This is a genomic window from Ferrimonas marina, assembly GCF_900129905.1.
GTDB classification, from domain to species: Bacteria; Pseudomonadota; Gammaproteobacteria; order Enterobacterales; family Shewanellaceae; genus Ferrimonas; species Ferrimonas marina.
This window is the reverse complement of record NZ_FQXG01000005.1, coordinates 197,090-215,298: the sequence shown is the minus strand read 5'-3', so window position 1 is coordinate 215,298 and position 18,209 is coordinate 197,090. Positions and strand designations below refer to the sequence as shown.

Below are 18,209 nucleotides of genomic sequence, written 5' to 3'. Positions count from 1 at the left end.
TGACAAACGAGTAGGAATAATTATGAAAGCGGTATGTAAGTGGTCTTCAGTGGCGTTGGCGGTGATGGTGTCGGCTCATGTGGCAGCCGAGCCGGCTTTTGACAGCGACAGTTCGGCGTACACCATGGGGGCTGCCCTGGGTGAGCACCTGGCGATGCAACTCGATGGCCATCAGGCCCTGGGGCTGAGATTTGATCAAACGCGCATCGTCAAAGGCTTCGCCGATGCTTTGGCCAACAATAACCAACTGGATGAAGAGGCGATGGCCCAGGCGCTGCATGGTCTGACCCTGGAGCTGCACCGGCTGTCTCTGGCCAAGACCGAACAGGAAGCCCAGGCGGCACTGGAAGCCGGCCAGGCGTACCTGGCCCAGAACCGCAGCAAGCCCGGCGTGACCGTGACCGAGTCCGGGGTGCAGTACGAAGTGCTGCAGGCGGGCAGCGGCGATAAGCCCACCGCCGAGGACATGGTCAAGGTGCACTACAGCGCCCAGACGGTGGAGGGCCACCAGATCGGCAGCACCTACGACAAAGAGCCCAACATGTTCACCGTTGGTCGCGCCATCCCCGGCTGGGCCGAAGCGATGCAATTGATGCCGGAAGGCGCCAAGTACCGGGTGGTGATCCCCTCCGAGCTGGCTTACGGCGAGCGCAACCTGGGGGCCTTCCCCGCCAACTCCACCCTGGTGTTTGAGGTGGAGCTGCTGGAGATCCTAGACCCTGACGCCATCATTGAAGCCGCCAAGGCCGCCGGCCATGGCCCGAAAGAGCGCCACCACTCCGAGGGCGGCATGAGCTTTATGAATGGCATGGGTGGTATGGGGGGCATGGGCGGTCAAACCCGCAGCCCCTCGATGTGGGATCAGATCCAGTAAGGGCCCACGACCATGGCATCCGGTATTACCCTCATCCCGCGTCGCTCTCTCCCAGGCTGGGCCTGGGGGCTGGTGTGGCTGTGTTGGGGGCTGATCACCTCGATGCCGGTGCTCAATGCCCATGCCAGCAGCATGGGCGCCTGGATGCAGCTGTGCCCACTGCACGCCGGTGCCGATACCCGCCCGGCAGAGCAGCGGCCCTCGTTCCTACCCGAGGTTGAAACGGCTGCATCCCTTGGTGAACTGGCTGACAGTGATTGGCTGCAACCGACTTGCCCGCTGGCCAGTCAGGCTGTCACCAGCCCGTTTTCGCTCATTCCCCCGGCTCAGTACAGGATCCCTTTCCATCCTCATCACTCCTCGGAAGCCCCGTTATCTGAGCCGCCGGGAATGGGCACCTCTCGCGCTCCTCCCGCAATGACTCCCTGCTAACTCAACGCCTTTTTCTGATGTTGTCCTGGGCTGCGTGGCCCGGGAGGAGTCATTCCATGTCCAAATTATCCTGCCAGGTGCGCTGGCCGCGTCGCAGGGCGCAGCCTCGGGCACTGACCTGGGCGGTGGCCGCGGCGCTGGCCAGCCCGCTGGCTTTGGCAACGCCACAGGCATTCGCCGCATCACAAGCTTTGGCCGAGCCAGAAGACATAGACGAGCCGCTGCTGGCCAGTGACATCGAAACCCTGGTGATCACCGCCGAGCACATGGCCCTGCCGGGCCTGATCGTCACCGATCCCAAGCAGCCCCGTCAGCCGTTGCCGGCTTATGACGGCGCCGATTTTCTCAAGACCATTCCCGGCTTTAATGTGGCCCGCAAAGGCGGTGCGGGGGGCGATCCCAGCTTTCGTGGCATGGCCGGCTCTCGCTTGGGGATCAACGCCGGCGGCATGATGCTGCACACCGCCTGTGGCGGCCGGATGGATCCCCCCACTGCCTACCTCTACCCGGAAGCCTACGACCGGGTCACGGTGATCAAAGGGCCGCAATCGGTGCGCTACGGTGGCGGAAACTCTGCTGGCCTTATCCTGTTTGAGAACGACACCGAGCGGATGACGGAGCCGGGTGCCGAGGGGCGGGTCAGCCTTACCGGCGCCAGCTTTGGCCGCCACGATGAGATTGTCGAGGTGAAGGTGGGCAACCCCAGCCACTACCTGGACGTTACCCTGAGCCAGGCCCAGGGCGATCACTACACCGACGGCAACGGTGAGACGGTGCAGTCCAGCTACCAGCGCCACAACTACCGCGGCGCCCTGGGCTGGACCCCGGATGACGACACCCTGCTGGAGCTGTCGGTGGGCGTATCCGATGGCGAGGCGGAGTACGCCGACCGCGCCAATAAGGCCCGCAAGATCGCCAACGAGAACGTCAGTTTGCTGTTCAAGCAGCGCTACCGTACCGATTGGGTACGCGCGCTGGAGGCCCAGGTGTTCTACAGCGAGGTGGACCACATCATGGACCAGTTCGATCAGGGCATTGCCATGGGCACCAACCCGGTGGTGGACAACGTCGGTGGCCGTTTGGTGCTGGATCTCACCACCCAGGTCTACTGGGGCGCGGCGGTGGGAGCAGACTACAACGCCTCCCGACACCGCAGTCGCAGCGTCTCACCCAGCAGCGGTGACGGGCTGGACGATCTGCTGGCGATGCCGCTCTCCGACAACACCGAGTTCTCTGACTTGGGGCTGTTCACCGAGGTGGAATTCTACCTGCCGGCGGGGATCCTGTTCACCGGGGCCCGCATCGATTGGCGCGACACCGAGTTGTACGTGGCCCAGCAAGGCCAGCACAGCGACACCCTGCTCAGCGGTTTTGCCCGCTACGAGCAATCTATTGGCCTGAACCAGCTCTACGCCGGCATCGGCTACGTTGAGCGCGGTGCCGATCACTGGGAGATCTGGAAGGTGGATGCCGACACCCCTGGCCACAAGGCGCTGGATCTCGACCCGGAACGCACCGCCCAGCTGGATCTTGGCTGGATCCACCAAAGTGATTGGTACAGCCTGTCGGCGTCGCTGTTCTACAGCGACGTGCAGGACTACATCCTGGTGGAGACCGGCGTACCGGTGGGGGATAAGTCCGTCACCGTGGCGCGCAATGTCGATGCCCGGGTGTACGGCGGCGAGCTCAGTACGGTGACCCTGTTCAGCGACGCCTGGAGCCTCACCAGCACCCTGGCCTACACCCACGGCGACAATCTCAGCGACGATCTGCCGCTGGGACAGATCCCGCCGCTGGAGGCCAACTTCAGCCTCAACTACGACAGCGACCGCTGGGCCTTTGGCACCCTGTGGCGCGTGGTGGCGGCGCAGGATCGCATCGCCCTGGGCCAGGGCAATATCGCCGGCCAGGACTTGGCGCCCAGTGCCGGCTTTGGTGTTCTGTCGATGTACGGCGGCTGGATGCCCAGTGAGGCGGTGATGGTCACGGTAGGGGTGGATAACCTGCTGGACAAGGCCTACGCCGAACACGTGGCCCGCAGCGGTGCCGGCAATGACCTGCCCGGCTCTGAGCCGCTGTTCCAGGTAACGGAACCCGGCCGCACCGCCTGGGCCAAGCTCAATTATCGTTTTTAGTGCTTCTGGCGCTTCTAGCGCTTCTGGCAATTGAGCTTTTGCTACCCCAAGTAGCATCCTTTGGCCCCATCGCGGTGATGGGGTCCTTTTTTCTTCGTTGTGCTGCCGCCGCTTTATTGTTGTCCCACCAAACTGTGCAATACGTCCTTGCCGGGTTGCCGGCTGCAACCATGGGGGCTCCGCCCCCTTGGAACCCCCTTTGCCTCCAAGGGAACGCTAATCCTCTCTTTCGTAACCAAAGCCTGCGGTTCAGTCTCGAGTCGACATCCCTGCCTCCGCGAGCCACTCAGGCCATCCTGGCCTTCAACCTTGTCTTTGGTCACTTCGTTCGGGCGTCCCCAAGTCGGCCAAGAGCTGGCGGAGCATCAAATCCCGGTGGCTGCTATGAGATTGCATGCTTTTGACGCTTTTGGCTTAGCTCCCAGTTTTTCAGTGATTCTGGACCTGGCTCGCAGCCCCGACGGATAAGCTGCTGAATGGCAGAACAAAAGCGGTTTGTGTTGGTCCTATCGGCATCTACTTTGGTTCCAATATGAAAGGCGACACATGCTGAAAAGAGAATCCCGCGCCGGCCAACTTCTGGCAGCGGCCATGCTGATGTTCACCACCGCGTTTTCCGGTCACGCCCTGGCGGCGGAGCGCTTCACCGAAGGCGCCCACTACAGCGTGGTGGAATCGCTAAAACCCTCTGAGAGTCTGCCCTCCATCACCAAGTACATCTGGATCGGCTGCCCCTACTGCATCGATGTGAACCCATTGCTGGCTCAAGCCCAGGCCAACCACGAGGGCCTGAGCATCGACGTACGCCACTCGGTGCGCAACCCCAACTGGGAGCGTGACGCGCGGATCTTCAGCGCATTGCAGATCGAAAATCGCACCGACACCGTGGACGGTCTGATGGTGCACTATGTGGAGCGACGTCGTGGTGGTGAGGCGATCGATGAGATTGATCTGCTGCCCTACCTGGCCAAGCAGGGTGTCGACGCTGAGGCGGTGAGCCAGCTGATGTACGGTGAGCAGGTCAACGCCATGATCGAAGAAGCCAAGCGGGAAGACCGGGTGATCGACATCCAGGCGGTACCCACCCTGGTGATCAACAACCGCTATGCGATTAAGCAGCACGACGACATCAAGACAGTTGCTGACCAGCTGGCGCTGATCGATTACCTGCTGGCTAAGTAAACGCTCAGAGGAGCACCCCTAACACGGGGGTGAGCCCCGAATAGCGACCAGCCTGAATAGAACCAAGCGGGTATGCCTAGGCATACCCGCTTTTTGTTTACGCCGCTGCGGTGGCGACCGGTTGGCTAACGTGGCGACGTGTTGGTACCCGGGCGTGGGCACTGATGGCTAGGCCGGCGCCCACCATCATCAGCAGGGAGCCGATCCAGATCCAGCGGACGAACGGCTTGTAGGATAGCCGCACCGCGTAGAGATCCCGGTCGATGGGGTCGCCCATGGCGACGTAGAGATCCCGGGTCAGGCCCCAATCGATCCCTTGCTTGGTCATGGTGTTGCCGCGCACATGATAGGTGTTGCGCTGCGGGGTGACGGTGGCGATGTGGCGCTCGTTGCTGTCGAGGATGCGGATCACCCCCTGCTTGGCGCTGTAGTTGCTGCCCTCGTAGGCCAATGTGCGGTCGTAGACGAAGGTGTAGCCGGCCAGTTCGGCGCCATAACCGGGGCCCATCTGCACCGAGCGTTCGGTCTCGAACCAGGACACCATGGTGGCGCCAAACACGCTAGCGGCGACGCCGATGTGGGCGATCCACATCCCCATGTAACTGCGGTTGAGCCGCTGCAGGGTCCAGCCATCGTTATTACGCAGCTGGGTGAACAGGTGCAAGCCGTGGGTGAGCAGCAACCACACCGCGGTGGCGATCCCCGCCACCACCCAGAGGGTGAAGCCACTGGGTACCCGGGAGGCCACGGCGATGCCCGCTGCCAGGGAGATGCCCGCCGGCAGCAGCAGCGGTATCAGGCTGCGCCCCTCGGTGCGACGCCAACGCAGGAACAGGGTCAGGCCCATTAGCACGAACAAGGTCAGGGCGATGGGGTTAAACACCGCGTTGAAGTAGGGGGGCCCGACCGACACCTGGCCACCGCCCAGGGAATCCAGCAGCACCGGGTAGAGGGTGCCCAACAGTACCGAGGCGGTGGCGATCATCAGCAGCACGTTGCCGATCAACAGTGCGCTCTCCCTTGAGAGCAGCTCAAACCGGGCCGGGCTGAGCAGATCACTGGCCCGCAAGGCAAACAGCAGGAAGGAGCCACCGACCGAGAGGCCCAGCAGCGCCAGGATAAACATCCCCCGGGCGGGATCGGCAGCGAAGGCGTGCACCGAGGTGATGATGCCGGAGCGAACAATAAAGGTGCCCAGCAGGGTCAGGGAGAAGGCGCAGATCGCCAGCAGGATGGTCCAGTTGCGGAAGGTGCCGCGTTTCTCGGTGACGATCAGCGAGTGGAGCAGGGCGGTCCCCACAATCCAGGGCATAAAGGAGGCATTCTCCACCGGATCCCAGAACCACCAGCCGCCCCAGCCCAACTCGTAATAGGCCCACCAACTGCCCAGGGCATTGCCGGCGGTGAGGAAGATCCAGGCTGCCAGGGTCCAGGGCCGTGACCAGCGTGCCCAGGCGGCGTCCAGGCGGCCCGACATCAACGCGGCGATAGCAAAGGCAAAGGTGACTGAGAAGCCCACGTAGCCCAGGTACAGCGCCGGTGGGTGGAACACCAAACCGATGTCCTGCAGCATCGGATTGAGATCCTGACCGTCCATCGGCACCTCCGGCAGGATCCGGTCAAAGGGGTTGGAGGTGAGCAGGGCGAATAGGGCGAAGCCGGCAGTGATCATCCCCAGCACCGACAGCACCCGAGCGGTGTAGACCGCTTCCAGATTGCGGCCCAGCAGGGCGATGGCGGCGGCCCAGATGGCGATGGAGAACACCCAGAACAGCAGTGAACCCTCGTGGCCGCCCCATACCGCTGCGAGCTTGAAGATCAGCGGCAGCTGGGAGTTGGAGTGGCCCGCAACATACGCCACTGAAAAGTCGTCGACATAAAAGCAATAACCAAGAATAAAGATGGCCATCGCAAAGCTGACAAACATGCCGTAGGTGAGTGGGTTGCGGTAGCTGATCAAATAGGCGTCTTGGCGCGCCGCGCCCCACATTGGTATCACCGACAGGGCCAACGCGAATAACAGCCCCAGGATCATAAAGACATGACCAATCTCCGGGATCATAAGTTCCTCTCTCTTATCTGCCTGGGATCTCTCCCTTTAGAAAAATTAAACCCTTGGTGATAAAGAGAAAATGTTGGCTATGTCGCGTTTTCTAAAGGGCAAAAAAGGATTGCCAAGATTGCAATTGTGAGCGCCAATGGCGCTTTATCGGATTGATAAAATAAGTCTTCAATTCAGCCTTTTTTATCTTTTTTATCCGTCGCTTTTGGCCTGAGGTCACATTTTTTCCCCGACCATTTTTCTAGCGTGGTGCTGTGCTGCATGGATTACGAGGGATAAGTGGCAATGAATGCGATCTGGTTGTTGGCGTTGTTGGCATCGGTATTGATGCTGTCGTTGGTTTGGCTTCATCACTGGCGCTACCAGCGGCGACCACCCTGCAGTGATGAATCCCTGCGACGGGAAACTAACCTCAGTCTGTTTCGGTTGCGTCAGCAGGAGCTTGAGCGGGCCTATGCGCTGGGTGATATGACGGCCGAGGAGAAGGCGGTACGCCTGCGTGAGTTGGAGCTGGCGCTGCTGCAGGATGTGCAGGACCCGCCCCGCCCACTGCGTCAACGGGTGGGCAAGGGGCTGCCGTTCCTGATGACCTGCATCATCTTGGTGGGGACGCCGGTGCTGTACGGCAAATACGGTGAGCCGGTGGCCTGGCAGGACGCCACCATACAAGACCCGCAGGCAATCGCAATGCAGCGGGAGATCAACCAACTGATTGAGGTGTTGCGGCGGGAGCCGGAGAACGTGATGGCCTGGTACTCCCTGGGCCAGGCCAGTATGGCCATTGGTCGCTATGATCACGCCATCAGCAGCTTTGATCAGTTGATGGGGATTGTCGGCTCTCACCCTGAGCTGCTGGGCCATCGCGCCACGGCAATGTACTACCTGGGCGATCAGGTGATGACCCCGGAGATCCGCAAGGTTACCGACGAGGCGCTGTCGCTGGACAGTTCCGATCCCACCACCCGGCTATTCCTGGCCACCCACGAGTACCTGGCGGGCAACCTGGGAGACGCCATCGACCATTGGCAGGTGCTGCTGGACTCCCCACGCGGTGGCATCGATCTGGAGGCTATCCGCAACGCCCAATCCCGGGCCAAGGCTAAGCTGGCGCAGCAGTCCTAACAGCGGACACCTCATGGGATAACGTTACGCAGCCCGATTTCAGGGCTGCTTTTTTTGCTCAGAGCTCGACGCTGAGGATCTGGTAGGCCGGGGTCTCGTAGGGGTGGGCCTGCTTCAGCGCGGCGACCACCTCGGCTTGTAATCCGGCATCGAATACCAGCTCCACCTTGGACTCCGGCTCCTGATGGGTTTGGTCCTGCTGACCCAGGTGCGGGTTGCTGCCAGGCAGTGGCCGGAACTGGCCCGTGCCCTCCACAAACCAGCAGCAGCGATCGTAGTTGCCAATGCGGCCCGCGCCGGCGGCAAACAGCGCCTCCAATACCGTATCGCGATCGGCACTGGGGACGTAGAACTCCAACTTCTTCATAACGGTTCACTCAATTGTGTCGGGAAAATAATTCGTGCCAAATCAGGGCACTGTGACCTGATGTATATGACACCTGGATGACCACCCTTTGCAACGCTTTGTTATTGCGACCATCGCTCTAAACCGGTGATAGAGCGGCCTAGGCGCTGTCGCTGGCAACCTGGCTGCGCCTCACTAGACTCCCCCTTGGATTTTTGTGCAATGTCTGCCCCTGAACACCGGAGTGGTGCTGCATTGGGCGGCAGGCATGGCGTCATGTAAATGGAGGCAAACATGAAAGCGTTACGTGCTGCAACCCTGGGGGCCGCCATGGCCCTGGTTCTTTCCCCGCTGCAGGCCCTGGCTGATCCGGATGGCAACCAGGAGATCAAGTACGACAACCGCACCTTGAAGGCATGCTTTTTAGATGAGAACGACAGCGAGGTGAATATCTCCATCGTACTGGACGAGCTTTGGCTGCGTAACGGCACAGACCATAGCGTGTTCTATAAGCCCGAATCCCATAAGCTGCAGAAAGACAGCTTCTCTGGTCGACTGACCTGTCCCAAGATCTCCGGTCCCGGAGTGAAGTTTATCGGCGGCGGTAAAGTATCGGTAACGGTGGACTGTGACTACAAGTGGCCGAGAAATGGTGATGCCAAATACGAAACTTCAGTGGTAATGGTGCGAAACGGCCCCGCGTGCGACGTGCCTGAATAAAGCAGCTCGAATACCAAGAAACGCCGGAGCTTTTCTCCCGGCGTTTTTTTGTTCCCGCGCCGTGGCTTAAGCCCTTGGTGGTTTGCGCAACCCGGCCCCCTCTCCTAGGCTCAAATCAGTGTTTTGGGCACTTTCCAGGCTCGCCGAGGCGGGCCTGTCTTACTCAAGGGACCACATCCATGGAGAGTCGATGGAACGAGGCCGAGGCGGGTCAACACGACAGCCTGCTGGCCCAGCGAGTGTACAGCTCGCGCTTGCTCGGAGCCGAGCCGATGCTGGTGCTGCAAGGCGGCGGCAATACCTCGGTTAAGGAGAGGCTGGCGGACGAGTTCGGCCAGCCCTGCGATATTCTCTCGGTGAAAGGCAGCGGCTGGGATCTGGCCACCATCGAGGCGGCGGGCTTTGCCCGGGTCAAGATGGACACCCTGATGGCCCTGGCTCAGCTGGAGCAGCTCACCGATGCCCAGATGGTGGCCAAGCAAAAGGCCGCCATGCTCGATCCCAACGCCCCCAGCCCCTCCATTGAGGCGATCCTTCATGCGGTCATTCCCTTCGCCTTTGTCGATCACTCCCACGCCGATGCGGTGGTCACCCTGACCAACACCCCGGACGGTGAGCGCTGGATCACCGAGGCGCTGGGGCCGCAGATCCTGGTGGTGCCCTACGTGATGCCGGGGTTTGACCTGGCCCGCACCGTCTATCGTATGACCCGCGACGTCGACTGGCAGCAGCTGCAGGGCATCGTGTTGATGAACCACGGCCTGTTCACCTTCGGCGACGATGCCCGTAGCAGCTACGAGCAGCACATCGCGCTGGTCAGCAAGGCCGAGACCTACTTGAGCCAGCACGGCACCCCGCTGCCCGAGAACGGTGAACCCTCCGAGCCAGATCTGCTGGCGCTGTGCCGGTTGCGTCGAGAGGTTAGCGAAGCGTGCGGCCTGGCGGTGATTGCCCGCTTCGATGGCAGTGCGCTGGCACGACAATGCGCAGCACTACAGCCCGATACCATCCCCAATTACGGCCCGCTCACTCCGGAGCACGTCATTCGCACCAAGCGCCTGCCGCTGCGGGTGCCAAACGATGAGGCGCAACTGCCCAAAGCCCTGGCCGATTTCCAGCAGGCCTACCGGGATTACTTTGACCGTCATGCCGATGGCCAGACCCTGCTCAATACCGCCCCCAACTATGCGCTGTGCCCCGATGTGGGGGCTGTGGCCTTTGCCCCCTCCGAGTCGGCGGCAGCGGTGGTGGCCGATATTGTTGAGCACACCCTGGCCGCCATCTGGCAGGCCCAGGGGCTCGGTGGCTACCAGGCGCTGCCGGACGATGCGCTGTTTGCCATCGAGTACTGGCAGCTGGAGCAGGCCAAGCTGGCCAAGGCAGGAGCACCGCCGCCGCTGCAAGGCAGGGTGGTGGCGCTGGCCGAATCAGATCTGGGCATTCGCGAGCTGCTGCAGGCGGAGCTGAAGGAGCAGGGCGCTACCGTGGTGCTGGCGCAGTCGCTGGCTTCTAACTCTGAGCTACGCGCCCTGGTGCATCGACTCGGCGGCATCGACGACCTGGTGGTGAACCGACTGGCCCAAGGTGCCGATGTATTGCTCGACCGGCTGGTGCCGGTGCTGCAGCAGGGTGTGGCACCGCGGTTTATCGCCCTGGATGACCTGGCCGGCCTGCCGCAAATCGACGGACTGCGCTTTGCCCATGTGCCCCGCGAGGGCAGCCCGGAGGAGCTGGCCGAGGATGTACTGACCCTCCTCCTTTCCAATCCCTACCCATCCGACAAGGAAGCCTGACCATGTCTCAATACCTGATGACCATCGATGCCGGCACCGGCAGCGTCCGTGCCGTGGTGTTTGACCTGCAGGGCCGGGAGCTGGGTATCGGCCAGCAGGAGTGGACCCACCGCAGCGAGTCCGGCGTGCCCCACTCCATGTCGTTTGATTGTGCCGCTGACTGGCAGCTGGTGGCTCAGTGTGTACGCCAGGCCATCGCGGTTGCCGGTATCCAGCCGGAGCAGCTGGCGGCGATTACCGCTTCGAGCATGCGCGAGGGCATCGTCCTCTATGACCAGCAGGGCAAGGAGTTGTGGGCGGTTGCCAACGTCGATGCCCGGGCCGATACCCAGGTGCGGGAGCTCAAGGAGATGTTCCCCGGCATCGAGGCCCAGTTCTATCAGCGCTCAGGGCAGACCTTCGCCCTGGGGGCGCTGCCCCGGCTGCTGTGGGTCAAGGAGAACCGGCCGGAGTTATATGAGAAGGCGGATAAGATCTCGATGATCAGCGACTGGGTGCTGGCTCGACTCAGCGGCGAGATCGCCACCGAGCCCTCCAACGGCGGCACCACCGGGATCTTCGATCTGGCCCGGCGCCAGTGGTGCCCGGAGATGGCCGCTGATGTGGGCCTGAGCCATTGCCTGTTCCCGCCGGTACTGGAGCCGGGTCAGGTGGTGGGCCAGGTGACCCCGGAAGCGGCCGCGGCCTGTGGCCTGGCGGTGGGCACCCCGGTGGTGATGGGCGGCGGCGATGTGCAACTGGGCGCCGCCGGCCTGGGCGTGGTGGAAGTGGGCCAGGGCGCGGTGCTGGGGGGCACCTTCTGGCAGCAGGTGGTGAACATCCCCGCCGATACCCCACCGCCGGCGGACATGGGGATCCGGGTCAATCCCCACGTGATCCCTGGCCTGTCCCAGGCGGAGGGGATCACCTTCTTCTCCGGCCTGACCATGCGCTGGTTCCGCGACACCTTCTGCCATGAAGAGGTGGTAGCGGCCGAGGCGGCGGGGCGTGACCCTTACGACCTACTGGAGGAGATGGCCTCGAAGGTGCCGGTGGGCAGCCACGGCATCATGCCGATCTTCTCTGATGCGATGCATTACGACCGCTGGTACCACGCCAGCCCCTCCTTTTTGAACCTCTCCATCGAGCCTGGGATCTGCACCAAGGGCAGCATGTTCCGCAGCCTGGAGGAGAACGCCTGCATCGTTTCGGCGGTAAACCTGGAGGCGATCGCCGCCTTCAGTGGCCACGACAGCGACACCCTGGTGTTTGCCGGCGGCGCCAGCAAGGGCTGGCTATGGCCGCAGATCCTGGCGGACGTGACCGGCAAGCGGGTGCGGATCCCCAAGGTGTGCGAAGCCACCGCACTGGGCGGCGCCATGGCCGCCGCGGTGGGGCTGGGGCACTTCTCCAACATCGCCGAGGCCGCCGGCCAGTGGGTACGCTGGGATCGAACCCTGGAGCCGGATGCCGAGGCGCATCGGGCCTATGATGAGGTAAAGGCGCGCTGGCAGGAGCTCTATCCCAAGCAGCTGGCGCTGGTGGACGAAGGCCTGACCCAATCCATGTGGAAAGCCCCGGGGCTTTAATCAATCAAGGAGTGCAGCATGTACCTGACCAAAGAGAGTGACCACGACTACCGCTTCGGCGACTACGGCCCCAAGTACCTCACCGTCGGGCCCCGGGTCGACCTGGGCGTGGTGGTGATCACCCCCGGCGAAGCCCACCCCTGCCATAAGCACGAACGCCAGGAGGAGTCCTTCCTGGCGCTGGAGGGGGAGTGTGCGGTCTACGTGGATGGCGAGCGGGTGTTGTTGCAAGCGGGGGACTACCTGCGCTGTGAGCCGGGGGAGAGCCACCTGTTTCGTAATGAGAGCAGCAGCAACTTTAAGGCGGTGTTCATCAAGGCGCCGCACCTTGAGGAGAAAGACAGCGTCTACATCGACTGGGAACCGGGCCAGCCCTTCCCGCGTTAAAGCGTTAAACAGACAACCTGCTTGGCGAGCGGGCCAGCCTTCGATAGGCTTGGCCCGTTTTTCATGATGGCAGGTACCCCATGTCCAAACTCAAGCCCGATGTCAGCATCGTCCGCTACGGGATCTTCACCCGCTGGGATGAGCAGAGCAGTGAGCTGCCCCGCCTGCTCAAGTCCACCATACACGTGCCGGCGGAGCTGGACATCGAGTTTGGCTTTATTGCCCAGATCAAAAAGGCCAAGAACCAGAAGCTGCGTTACTGCATCGAACACCCAGGCATTCCCGACGAGGAGGGCATACCCCAGGCTCCTTTTGATGGCGAGGTCTACGTCGAGTCCAACGACTGGACCTTCTACCTGGGGGACTGTATCTGGGCGCCGGTGGAGAACAAGGCCGGCACCTGGCGTATGACCTTGGAGCTCGGCGGTAAGGTGGTGGCGGAGAAACGCTTCAAGGTGCACCTGGCGGACGAGGAGCAGCAGATCGCCCAGTTCTGGAAGCAACGCGGACTGTAGCGACGAGCAACGATTCGGCGTGGTGCCACCCGCTCTTGGCCGACTTTGAGGTGCCTGAGCAAAAGTGACATCGACAAGGCCGAGGGCCAGGATGGCCGGAGTGACCAGCGGAGACAGGGAGGTCGACTCTGGTCTGTGCCGCTAGTTGATGTCACTGGAGCGAAGAGATAGCACCGATTGGAGGCAGCGGGGGTTCCAAGGGGGCGAGTAGCCCCTTTGGTTGTCGTCGCCAACGCGACAAAGAAATCTAGTGAAGCATGGGTACTCGAACTGTCGAGAAAATATAAAAGTGAAGAACAAAAAAGCCGCAAGGATTAGCCCTTGCGGCTTTTTCTGTTGAGTCGGTTTACTCGGTAAGCGCGGCTAAGCGTTCCGCCATGGCTCGGCGCTGGGCTTCCAATCCTTCCCGGCCCTTGCGAGCCTGTTTCTCGCTGCCGCGCAGGTCCCAGTAAGCAAAGCCGCCCAGTTGCGCCGCCTGGCCCAGCAGGGCCCGGTACAACTGCCAGCGCTGCTCGGTTTCGGGGCAGCGGGGAGCTAGCTCGGTGAGAGTGGCCATGAGCGCATCGCAATCGGCCTGCTGCAACGCGGTGAGGCGGCCACCGGCGGCCCCTTTGCGCGGGTTGCTGTCGAAACCGGCCTGGTGGGCCTGCTGCAGGCTCTGCCACAACTGGTTCTTGAGGCTGCGCCCCTCCAACGCCTCGGCGTCCAGGGTCACCCCCTCCGCTTGCAGCGATTGCACCTGTTTATCCAGCTGAGCCTGTAGCGCTTCGCTGTCTTGCTTGAGCTTTTGTCGGTGCTTGCGGGCGATGTGGGCGATGTAGAGCAGCAGCACGCTGGCAAAGCAGGCGAACACGATCAGGGCAGGGTGGCTCATGGAAACTCTCGGTCTGGAACAATGGCCTGAGTTTACCTCAATTCCCCCGCTGGTGGATGGGATGTGAGGCTACAGGTATCCCATTTCCGTCAGTCGCTTGGCCAGTGGGGCCAGCTGCTGGCGGTAGTGCTGCCACTGCGCCTTAGAGCTTTGATAGAGCGGCTGACGCACCTGGCTGGCACTGGCGGTGGTGCTGGCCTGGGTTTGGCGGTGGAACGCCAGTACCGCCGGGTCCCAATCCAGGCCGCAGTGACTGAGCAGTGCCCGACAGGTCGCTTCCGGCGCCTCCAGCAGGGTCTCATATTGGACGCTGTGGATGCGTTCGCCATAGTGCTGCTGCCAATGGGCCATCAACTGGCGGTAGCCATGGTAGTACTGGGCCAGCTCCTGTTGGTCGTAGGAGAAGGGGTAGGCACGGTCAAACCACTGCTTGTAGATGGCGTAACAGGTGGCCATGGGGTGGCGCTGGATATGGACGATGCGGGCGTTGGGCAGGGCCTGCAGCAGCCAGCCGATGTAGAGAAAATTCAGCGGCATCTTGTCAGTAAAACAACGGGCCTGCTGCGCTTCCGGCGGCAGTGAGGCCAGGTAGTGCTGTCCCAGCTGAGCCATGTCGATGCTGGCGCTCTGGTGCACCAACTCGAGCTGATTGCTGACGCGAACGCCTTGTTGTTGAGCCTGGGCCAGGGTCAGTCGACTCAGGCACTGGGCAAAGTCGTTGAGCTCGCCGGCGGCGTAACACTCCGGGTGACTGCCCAGCATCCGCTCCACCAGGGTGCTGCCGGTGCGGGGCAGGCCCAGCACAAAGATGGGCCCAGGTTCTTCAGAGTGGGCGTTGAAATCCGTTTTCAGCGCCGGAGTCGGCAGCTGGCGGATCGCCTGAATGATGGCGAGATCCTGCTCCACCTGGTACTGGATCTCGGCCCGGCGCTGACCGGCACCGGTCTGCAGGCTGGTAAAGGCTTCGTCGTAGCGCTCCAGATCTTCCAGCTCCTTGGCCTTGGCAAAGTGCAGGGCGGGGCAGGGCCGTTGGCGCTGGCTGATCGCCTCGGTCAGCTCGGTCAGGTGATGTCGGTCTGGCTTTTGTTTGCGCAGGCTGGAGCGCAGCTGCCAGGCGTCGTCGTCTTCCGGTTGCAGCGCGATGGTGCGGTCCAGCGCCTGTTCCGCCTCCTCCAGCTGGCCTAAGTGGCGCAGTACGGTAGCCAGGTTGAAATGCAGGTGAGCGGCGTCGGGATGATGTTGCAGCAGGTAGCGATACTGCTTAGCGGCGGCGTTGGGGCAGCCAAGCTCGGAGAACAGCCAGGCCCGCTCGCTGCCCAGGTTTAGATCGGTCAGCATGCCCTGCTGGGCCAGTTGCTGGCGCGCAGCTTGGTAGCGATTAAGGGCGCGCAGGCAGCGAACCTGCTGCAGCTCGGCCTCGGTGGAGGGGGCCAGCTTCAGCGCCCGTTCTGCCAGGGCCAGGGCGTTTGACGCCTGGCGTCGGGTCAGGGCGATCTCGCTGGCCAGCAGCCAGCCGGGGGCAAAGCCCGGGGCCTGCTGGTTAAGTTGGCGACAGAGGGTGATCGCCTCTGCCTTCCTTCCCTGTTGCCAATGTTGCCGGGTCGCCTGGTACAGCGCCTTATCCGATAGCGTCGCCGTCATACCGCTCCATCCTTTGGTGTCAGCCTCTCCACTGTAAAGAAAAAAGCCGGGCAGCGCCCGGCATAATGCCTCGTTTAAAAACGCCAGGTCAGCGCCGCGCCGATGGTACGGGGCAGACTGATGTAGTCCTTGGAGCTGTTGCCCAAGTAGCGCTCCACCTCAGGCTGAGTGCCCATATGGGGCTCCAGCAGGGCACCGGTGACCCCCTCTTCGTTGAACAGGTTCTTGACGTAGAGGGTGACGTCCCAGGCGTCGCCACTGAGCTGCGTCTGCAGGTTCCACAGCGAGAAGCCGTCTAGGGTGCGGTTGAACTTCTCGCTCTGGCTCAGGGAGTTCTCGGTCTCAGACTGGTAGTAGCCGTTGAGGCTGGTGACCCAGTAAAGCCCGCTGTCGAACTCGTGGGTGTAATCCAGCCCCAGGTTGAGCGCATGCTCGGCCTGACCCGGCAGTCGGGCGCCCTTTTCGGCGTAGACGTAGGCCACATCGGTGCCCGGCAGCACGATAAAGTCGTCGGTCAGCTCGGCATCGACAAAGGCGTAGCCAAAGTTGTAGGAGATGGCGTCGGTCAGGTAGCCACGCAGCTCCAGCTCCAGGCCCTGGGTTCGGGCGCTTTCGCCGTTGACCGCGGCGAAGAAGCCCCAGTTGTAGGTGGCGATGTTGAGCTGCGGATCACTCCAGTCCATGTAGAAGGCGGACAGGGTGTAGCTGTGGTTGGCCACCGCACCCTTGACCCCCAACTCGTAGTTGACCACCGAGTCGGAGTCGTACTGCTGGTAGGCCGGATCTTCCGCCAGGAAGCCCTCCAGCGGTACGGCGTTGGCGCCGCCACGGCGGTAGCCTTCGGAGACGGTACCGTACACCATGTGGCGGTCGGTCAGGTCGTAGGAGAGGTTGCCCTTGAACAGCACGTCGTCGTCTTCGGTCTTGAAGTTCGGGGTGCTTTCAAAGCCCGGCCAGACCGGGAAGGACATTACGGTGTCGTTGGTGAACTCGTTGTCGAACCAGCGGGCACCGACGGTGGCGCGCAAGCGGTCGCTGATGTGGAAGGTCAGCTCGCCAAACAGGGCCAGATCCTTGAAGTTTTGGTTACGGCGGTAGTAGAAATCCTGGTCCTGGATGTTAGCACCCCAGCTGGTCCAGAGATCGGCCTGATCCGAGGCCACCATCCACTCGGCCCAGCCCGGCATCAAGCTGTCCTGGGAGGCCTTGAGGTCCTGATCCATGTAGTAGGCACCGGCCACCCAATCCAACCAGCCATCATCCGGGTTGGAGACCAGGCGCAGCTCCTGGACAAAGGCCTCATCCTCGTAGCCACGATTGGCCTGGGCCATGGGCCGTGGGGTACCGGCGTAGAGGCCGGTGAACCAGAAGTTCTTGGCATAGAAACCGGTGTTGTCGCTGATTGAGGAGCCTTTGTGGGAGTAGACGGAGCTGGAGGAGCTCAGGGTGGCAAAGCCCATATCCAGTTCCAGCTCCAGTGCCGCCAGTTCGACCTCCCGCTCTGCCGGTTCCAGCAGGATGGCGCCGTTCTGGTAATCACCGTAGGGCTGCTCGGTGCCGTCGACCCAGTTGTTGCCTTTGGTGACCTGGCGACGGGCGCCGATGTCGTCGTCCTGCCATTGGTAGCTCAGCTGGGCATTGAAGCGGCCGCCGGTATCAAACAGCAGCGAGGCGCGGCCGTAGGTGATGTCGACGGTATCGGCGTCCTCGACGTAGCGGAACTCCGGGCCGCCGTTGGCCAGGTCGCCGCCGGCGGCGGTGGGGGCCCCATTGCCATTCAAGACATAGACATTGGGGTAATCGATGATGCCGTCGTTGTCGATCTTGCCGACGTTGGCGCGGAACGCCAGCATCTCACCGATCGGCACGTTCACCAGGCCATCGTAGTTAAGGTTGAAGCCCTCGGAGCCATCGGTCTGGCCAAAGTTGACGCTGGCCTGGCCGGAAAACTCCCCCAGTACCGGCTTGTTCATCAGGTAGCGTACGGTACCGGCCAGCGAGCCGGAGCCGTACAGGGTGCCCTGGGGGCCACGCAGTACTTCCACCTGGGCGATGTCTTTGAGCACAAAGTTGGCGTACAGGGGGGTGTCGTCGATGTAGGTGGCGACAGTGGGAACGGCCGATAGGGCCACGTCACCCTGGGTGGCGGAGTCGACGTTCATGCCGCGGATCATGATGCTGTTGGTGGTGCCGGAGTTGCGGTAGCCGCGGTCGATAACGGTAATACCGGCGACGTTACGCAGCAGGTCAACGGAGTCGACGATCTGTTTGGACTCCAGCTCCTCGCCGCTGACGGCGGAGATGTTGTAGGGGATCTCGTGGATCGATTGCACCCGGCGGGTGGCGGTGACCTCGATCACCTCCATCTGGCCCTCGGCCTCTTCGGCTACCGCCTTGGTGGGTAACGCATTGGCGCAGATCAGCGCGCTGCCGATGGCCAGGGCCAGGGGAGAGCGGGTAAATACTGCCTTACGGTTGTCCTTAACTGCCATGTTGATTCCCTCTAATTTTGTTCTGTAGCCAACCTAGCCTGCGAACGACTGGCTGGGTAAGTGCCA

15 protein-coding genes are annotated in these 18,209 nt (G+C 62.3%); 10 read left to right on the top strand and 5 right to left on the bottom strand.

What is annotated here, in order from left to right; genetic code table 11:
• Nucleotides 1–22 precede the first annotated feature (22 nt).
• The 4 genes from BUC04_RS13335 to BUC04_RS13325 all read left to right on the top strand — a co-directional run bounded on the left by BUC04_RS13335 (nt 23) and on the right by BUC04_RS13325 (nt 4,623).
• Nucleotides 23–874 carry an FKBP-type peptidyl-prolyl cis-trans isomerase gene (locus BUC04_RS13335; protein WP_067664055.1) on the top strand — a complete coding sequence of 284 codons (852 nt, stop codon included), beginning with the start codon at nt 23–25 and terminating at the stop codon, nt 872–874.
• Nucleotides 875–886: 12 nt separating this feature from the next.
• Nucleotides 887–1,306 carry a hypothetical protein gene (locus BUC04_RS23690; protein ID WP_143165719.1) on the top strand — a complete coding sequence of 140 codons (420 nt, stop codon included), beginning with the start codon at nt 887–889 and terminating at the stop codon, nt 1,304–1,306.
• Between the two features lie 56 nt (nt 1,307–1,362).
• Nucleotides 1,363–3,441 (top strand): TonB-dependent copper receptor, encoded by a 2,079-nt coding sequence (locus BUC04_RS13330; protein ID WP_082766777.1) that lies wholly within the window; start codon nt 1,363–1,365, stop codon nt 3,439–3,441.
• Nucleotides 3,442–3,987: 546 nt separating this feature from the next.
• A complete protein-coding gene (locus BUC04_RS13325) occupies nt 3,988–4,623 on the top strand; it encodes a DsbA family protein (protein ID WP_067664058.1) in 636 nt (211 codons plus the stop codon).
• A gap of 97 nt (nt 4,624–4,720) precedes the next feature.
• On the opposite strand, the gene BUC04_RS13320 is transcribed toward BUC04_RS13325, so the two are convergent.
• Complete coding sequence (locus BUC04_RS13320) at nt 4,721–6,685, bottom strand: heme lyase CcmF/NrfE family subunit (RefSeq protein WP_067664061.1); 1,965 nt, start codon at nt 6,683–6,685, stop codon at nt 4,721–4,723.
• A 285-nt stretch (nt 6,686–6,970) separates the two neighbouring features.
• Here BUC04_RS13320 and ccmI point away from each other — a divergent pair, with 285 nt between their 5' ends.
• Nucleotides 6,971–7,807, top strand: coding sequence for a c-type cytochrome biogenesis protein CcmI (gene ccmI / locus BUC04_RS13315; RefSeq protein WP_067664063.1), 837 nt, complete (start codon nt 6,971–6,973; stop codon nt 7,805–7,807).
• Between the two features lie 58 nt (nt 7,808–7,865).
• Here ccmI and BUC04_RS13310 read toward each other — a convergent pair whose 3' ends face one another.
• Nucleotides 7,866–8,174 carry a YqfO family protein gene (locus BUC04_RS13310; RefSeq protein ID WP_067664066.1) on the bottom strand — a complete coding sequence of 103 codons (309 nt, stop codon included), beginning with the start codon at nt 8,172–8,174 and terminating at the stop codon, nt 7,866–7,868.
• A 273-nt stretch (nt 8,175–8,447) separates the two neighbouring features.
• Here BUC04_RS13310 and BUC04_RS13305 point away from each other — a divergent pair, with 273 nt between their 5' ends.
• The 5 genes from BUC04_RS13305 to BUC04_RS13285 all read left to right on the top strand — a co-directional run bounded on the left by BUC04_RS13305 (nt 8,448) and on the right by BUC04_RS13285 (nt 13,136).
• On the top strand, nt 8,448–8,873 hold the full coding sequence (locus BUC04_RS13305) for a hypothetical protein (protein WP_067664069.1): 426 nt from the start codon (nt 8,448–8,450) through the stop codon (nt 8,871–8,873).
• Between the two features lie 179 nt (nt 8,874–9,052).
• Complete coding sequence (locus BUC04_RS13300; protein ID WP_067664072.1) at nt 9,053–10,666, top strand: class II aldolase/adducin family protein; 1,614 nt, start codon at nt 9,053–9,055, stop codon at nt 10,664–10,666.
• Nucleotides 10,667–10,668: 2 nt separating this feature from the next.
• Nucleotides 10,669–12,234: an autoinducer-2 kinase gene (gene lsrK / locus BUC04_RS13295; RefSeq protein ID WP_067664074.1), complete on the top strand. Its 1,566-nt coding sequence runs from the start codon at nt 10,669–10,671 to the stop codon at nt 12,232–12,234.
• 18 nt (nt 12,235–12,252) lie between these two features.
• Complete coding sequence (locus BUC04_RS13290) at nt 12,253–12,621, top strand: cupin domain-containing protein (RefSeq protein ID WP_067664077.1); 369 nt, start codon at nt 12,253–12,255, stop codon at nt 12,619–12,621.
• Between the two features lie 80 nt (nt 12,622–12,701).
• The gene (locus tag BUC04_RS13285; RefSeq protein WP_067664080.1) at nt 12,702–13,136 is read left to right on the top strand and encodes a DUF3859 domain-containing protein; all 435 of its coding nucleotides are present in this window, start codon (nt 12,702–12,704) and stop codon (nt 13,134–13,136) included.
• Nucleotides 13,137–13,482: 346 nt separating this feature from the next.
• On the opposite strand, the gene BUC04_RS13280 is transcribed toward BUC04_RS13285, so the two are convergent.
• The 3 genes from BUC04_RS13280 to BUC04_RS13270 form a co-directional block, all read right to left on the bottom strand.
• Nucleotides 13,483–14,010 (bottom strand): hypothetical protein, encoded by a 528-nt coding sequence (locus BUC04_RS13280; RefSeq protein ID WP_067664083.1) that lies wholly within the window; start codon nt 14,008–14,010, stop codon nt 13,483–13,485.
• Between the two features lie 69 nt (nt 14,011–14,079).
• On the bottom strand, nt 14,080–15,651 hold the full coding sequence (locus tag BUC04_RS13275; protein WP_067664086.1) for a tetratricopeptide repeat-containing sulfotransferase family protein: 1,572 nt from the start codon (nt 15,649–15,651) through the stop codon (nt 14,080–14,082).
• Between the two features lie 74 nt (nt 15,652–15,725).
• Nucleotides 15,726–18,143 carry a TonB-dependent receptor gene (locus tag BUC04_RS13270; protein WP_067664089.1) on the bottom strand — a complete coding sequence of 806 codons (2,418 nt, stop codon included), beginning with the start codon at nt 18,141–18,143 and terminating at the stop codon, nt 15,726–15,728.
• Nucleotides 18,144–18,209 lie beyond the last annotated feature (66 nt).

Bases quoted from the DNA above. Each gene is read 5' to 3' on its own strand.
- BUC04_RS13335 (WP_067664055.1), top strand. From the start codon at position 23: ATGAAAGCGGTATGTAAGTGGTCTTCAGTGGCGTTGGCGGTGATGGTG.
- BUC04_RS23690 (WP_143165719.1), top strand. From the start codon at position 887: ATGGCATCCGGTATTACCCTCATCCCGCGTCGCTCTCTCCCAGGCTGG.
- BUC04_RS13330 (WP_082766777.1), top strand. From the start codon at position 1,363: ATGTCCAAATTATCCTGCCAGGTGCGCTGGCCGCGTCGCAGGGCGCAG.
- BUC04_RS13325 (WP_067664058.1), top strand. From the start codon at position 3,988: ATGCTGAAAAGAGAATCCCGCGCCGGCCAACTTCTGGCAGCGGCCATG.
- BUC04_RS13320 (WP_067664061.1), bottom strand. From the start codon at position 6,685: ATGATCCCGGAGATTGGTCATGTCTTTATGATCCTGGGGCTGTTATTC.
- ccmI (WP_067664063.1), top strand. From the start codon at position 6,971: ATGAATGCGATCTGGTTGTTGGCGTTGTTGGCATCGGTATTGATGCTG.
- BUC04_RS13310 (WP_067664066.1), bottom strand. From the start codon at position 8,174: ATGAAGAAGTTGGAGTTCTACGTCCCCAGTGCCGATCGCGATACGGTA.
- BUC04_RS13305 (WP_067664069.1), top strand. From the start codon at position 8,448: ATGAAAGCGTTACGTGCTGCAACCCTGGGGGCCGCCATGGCCCTGGTT.
- BUC04_RS13300 (WP_067664072.1), top strand. From the start codon at position 9,053: ATGGAGAGTCGATGGAACGAGGCCGAGGCGGGTCAACACGACAGCCTG.
- lsrK (WP_067664074.1), top strand. From the start codon at position 10,669: ATGTCTCAATACCTGATGACCATCGATGCCGGCACCGGCAGCGTCCGT.
- BUC04_RS13290 (WP_067664077.1), top strand. From the start codon at position 12,253: ATGTACCTGACCAAAGAGAGTGACCACGACTACCGCTTCGGCGACTAC.
- BUC04_RS13285 (WP_067664080.1), top strand. From the start codon at position 12,702: ATGTCCAAACTCAAGCCCGATGTCAGCATCGTCCGCTACGGGATCTTC.
- BUC04_RS13280 (WP_067664083.1), bottom strand. From the start codon at position 14,010: ATGAGCCACCCTGCCCTGATCGTGTTCGCCTGCTTTGCCAGCGTGCTG.
- BUC04_RS13275 (WP_067664086.1), bottom strand. From the start codon at position 15,651: ATGACGGCGACGCTATCGGATAAGGCGCTGTACCAGGCGACCCGGCAA.
- BUC04_RS13270 (WP_067664089.1), bottom strand. From the start codon at position 18,143: ATGGCAGTTAAGGACAACCGTAAGGCAGTATTTACCCGCTCTCCCCTG.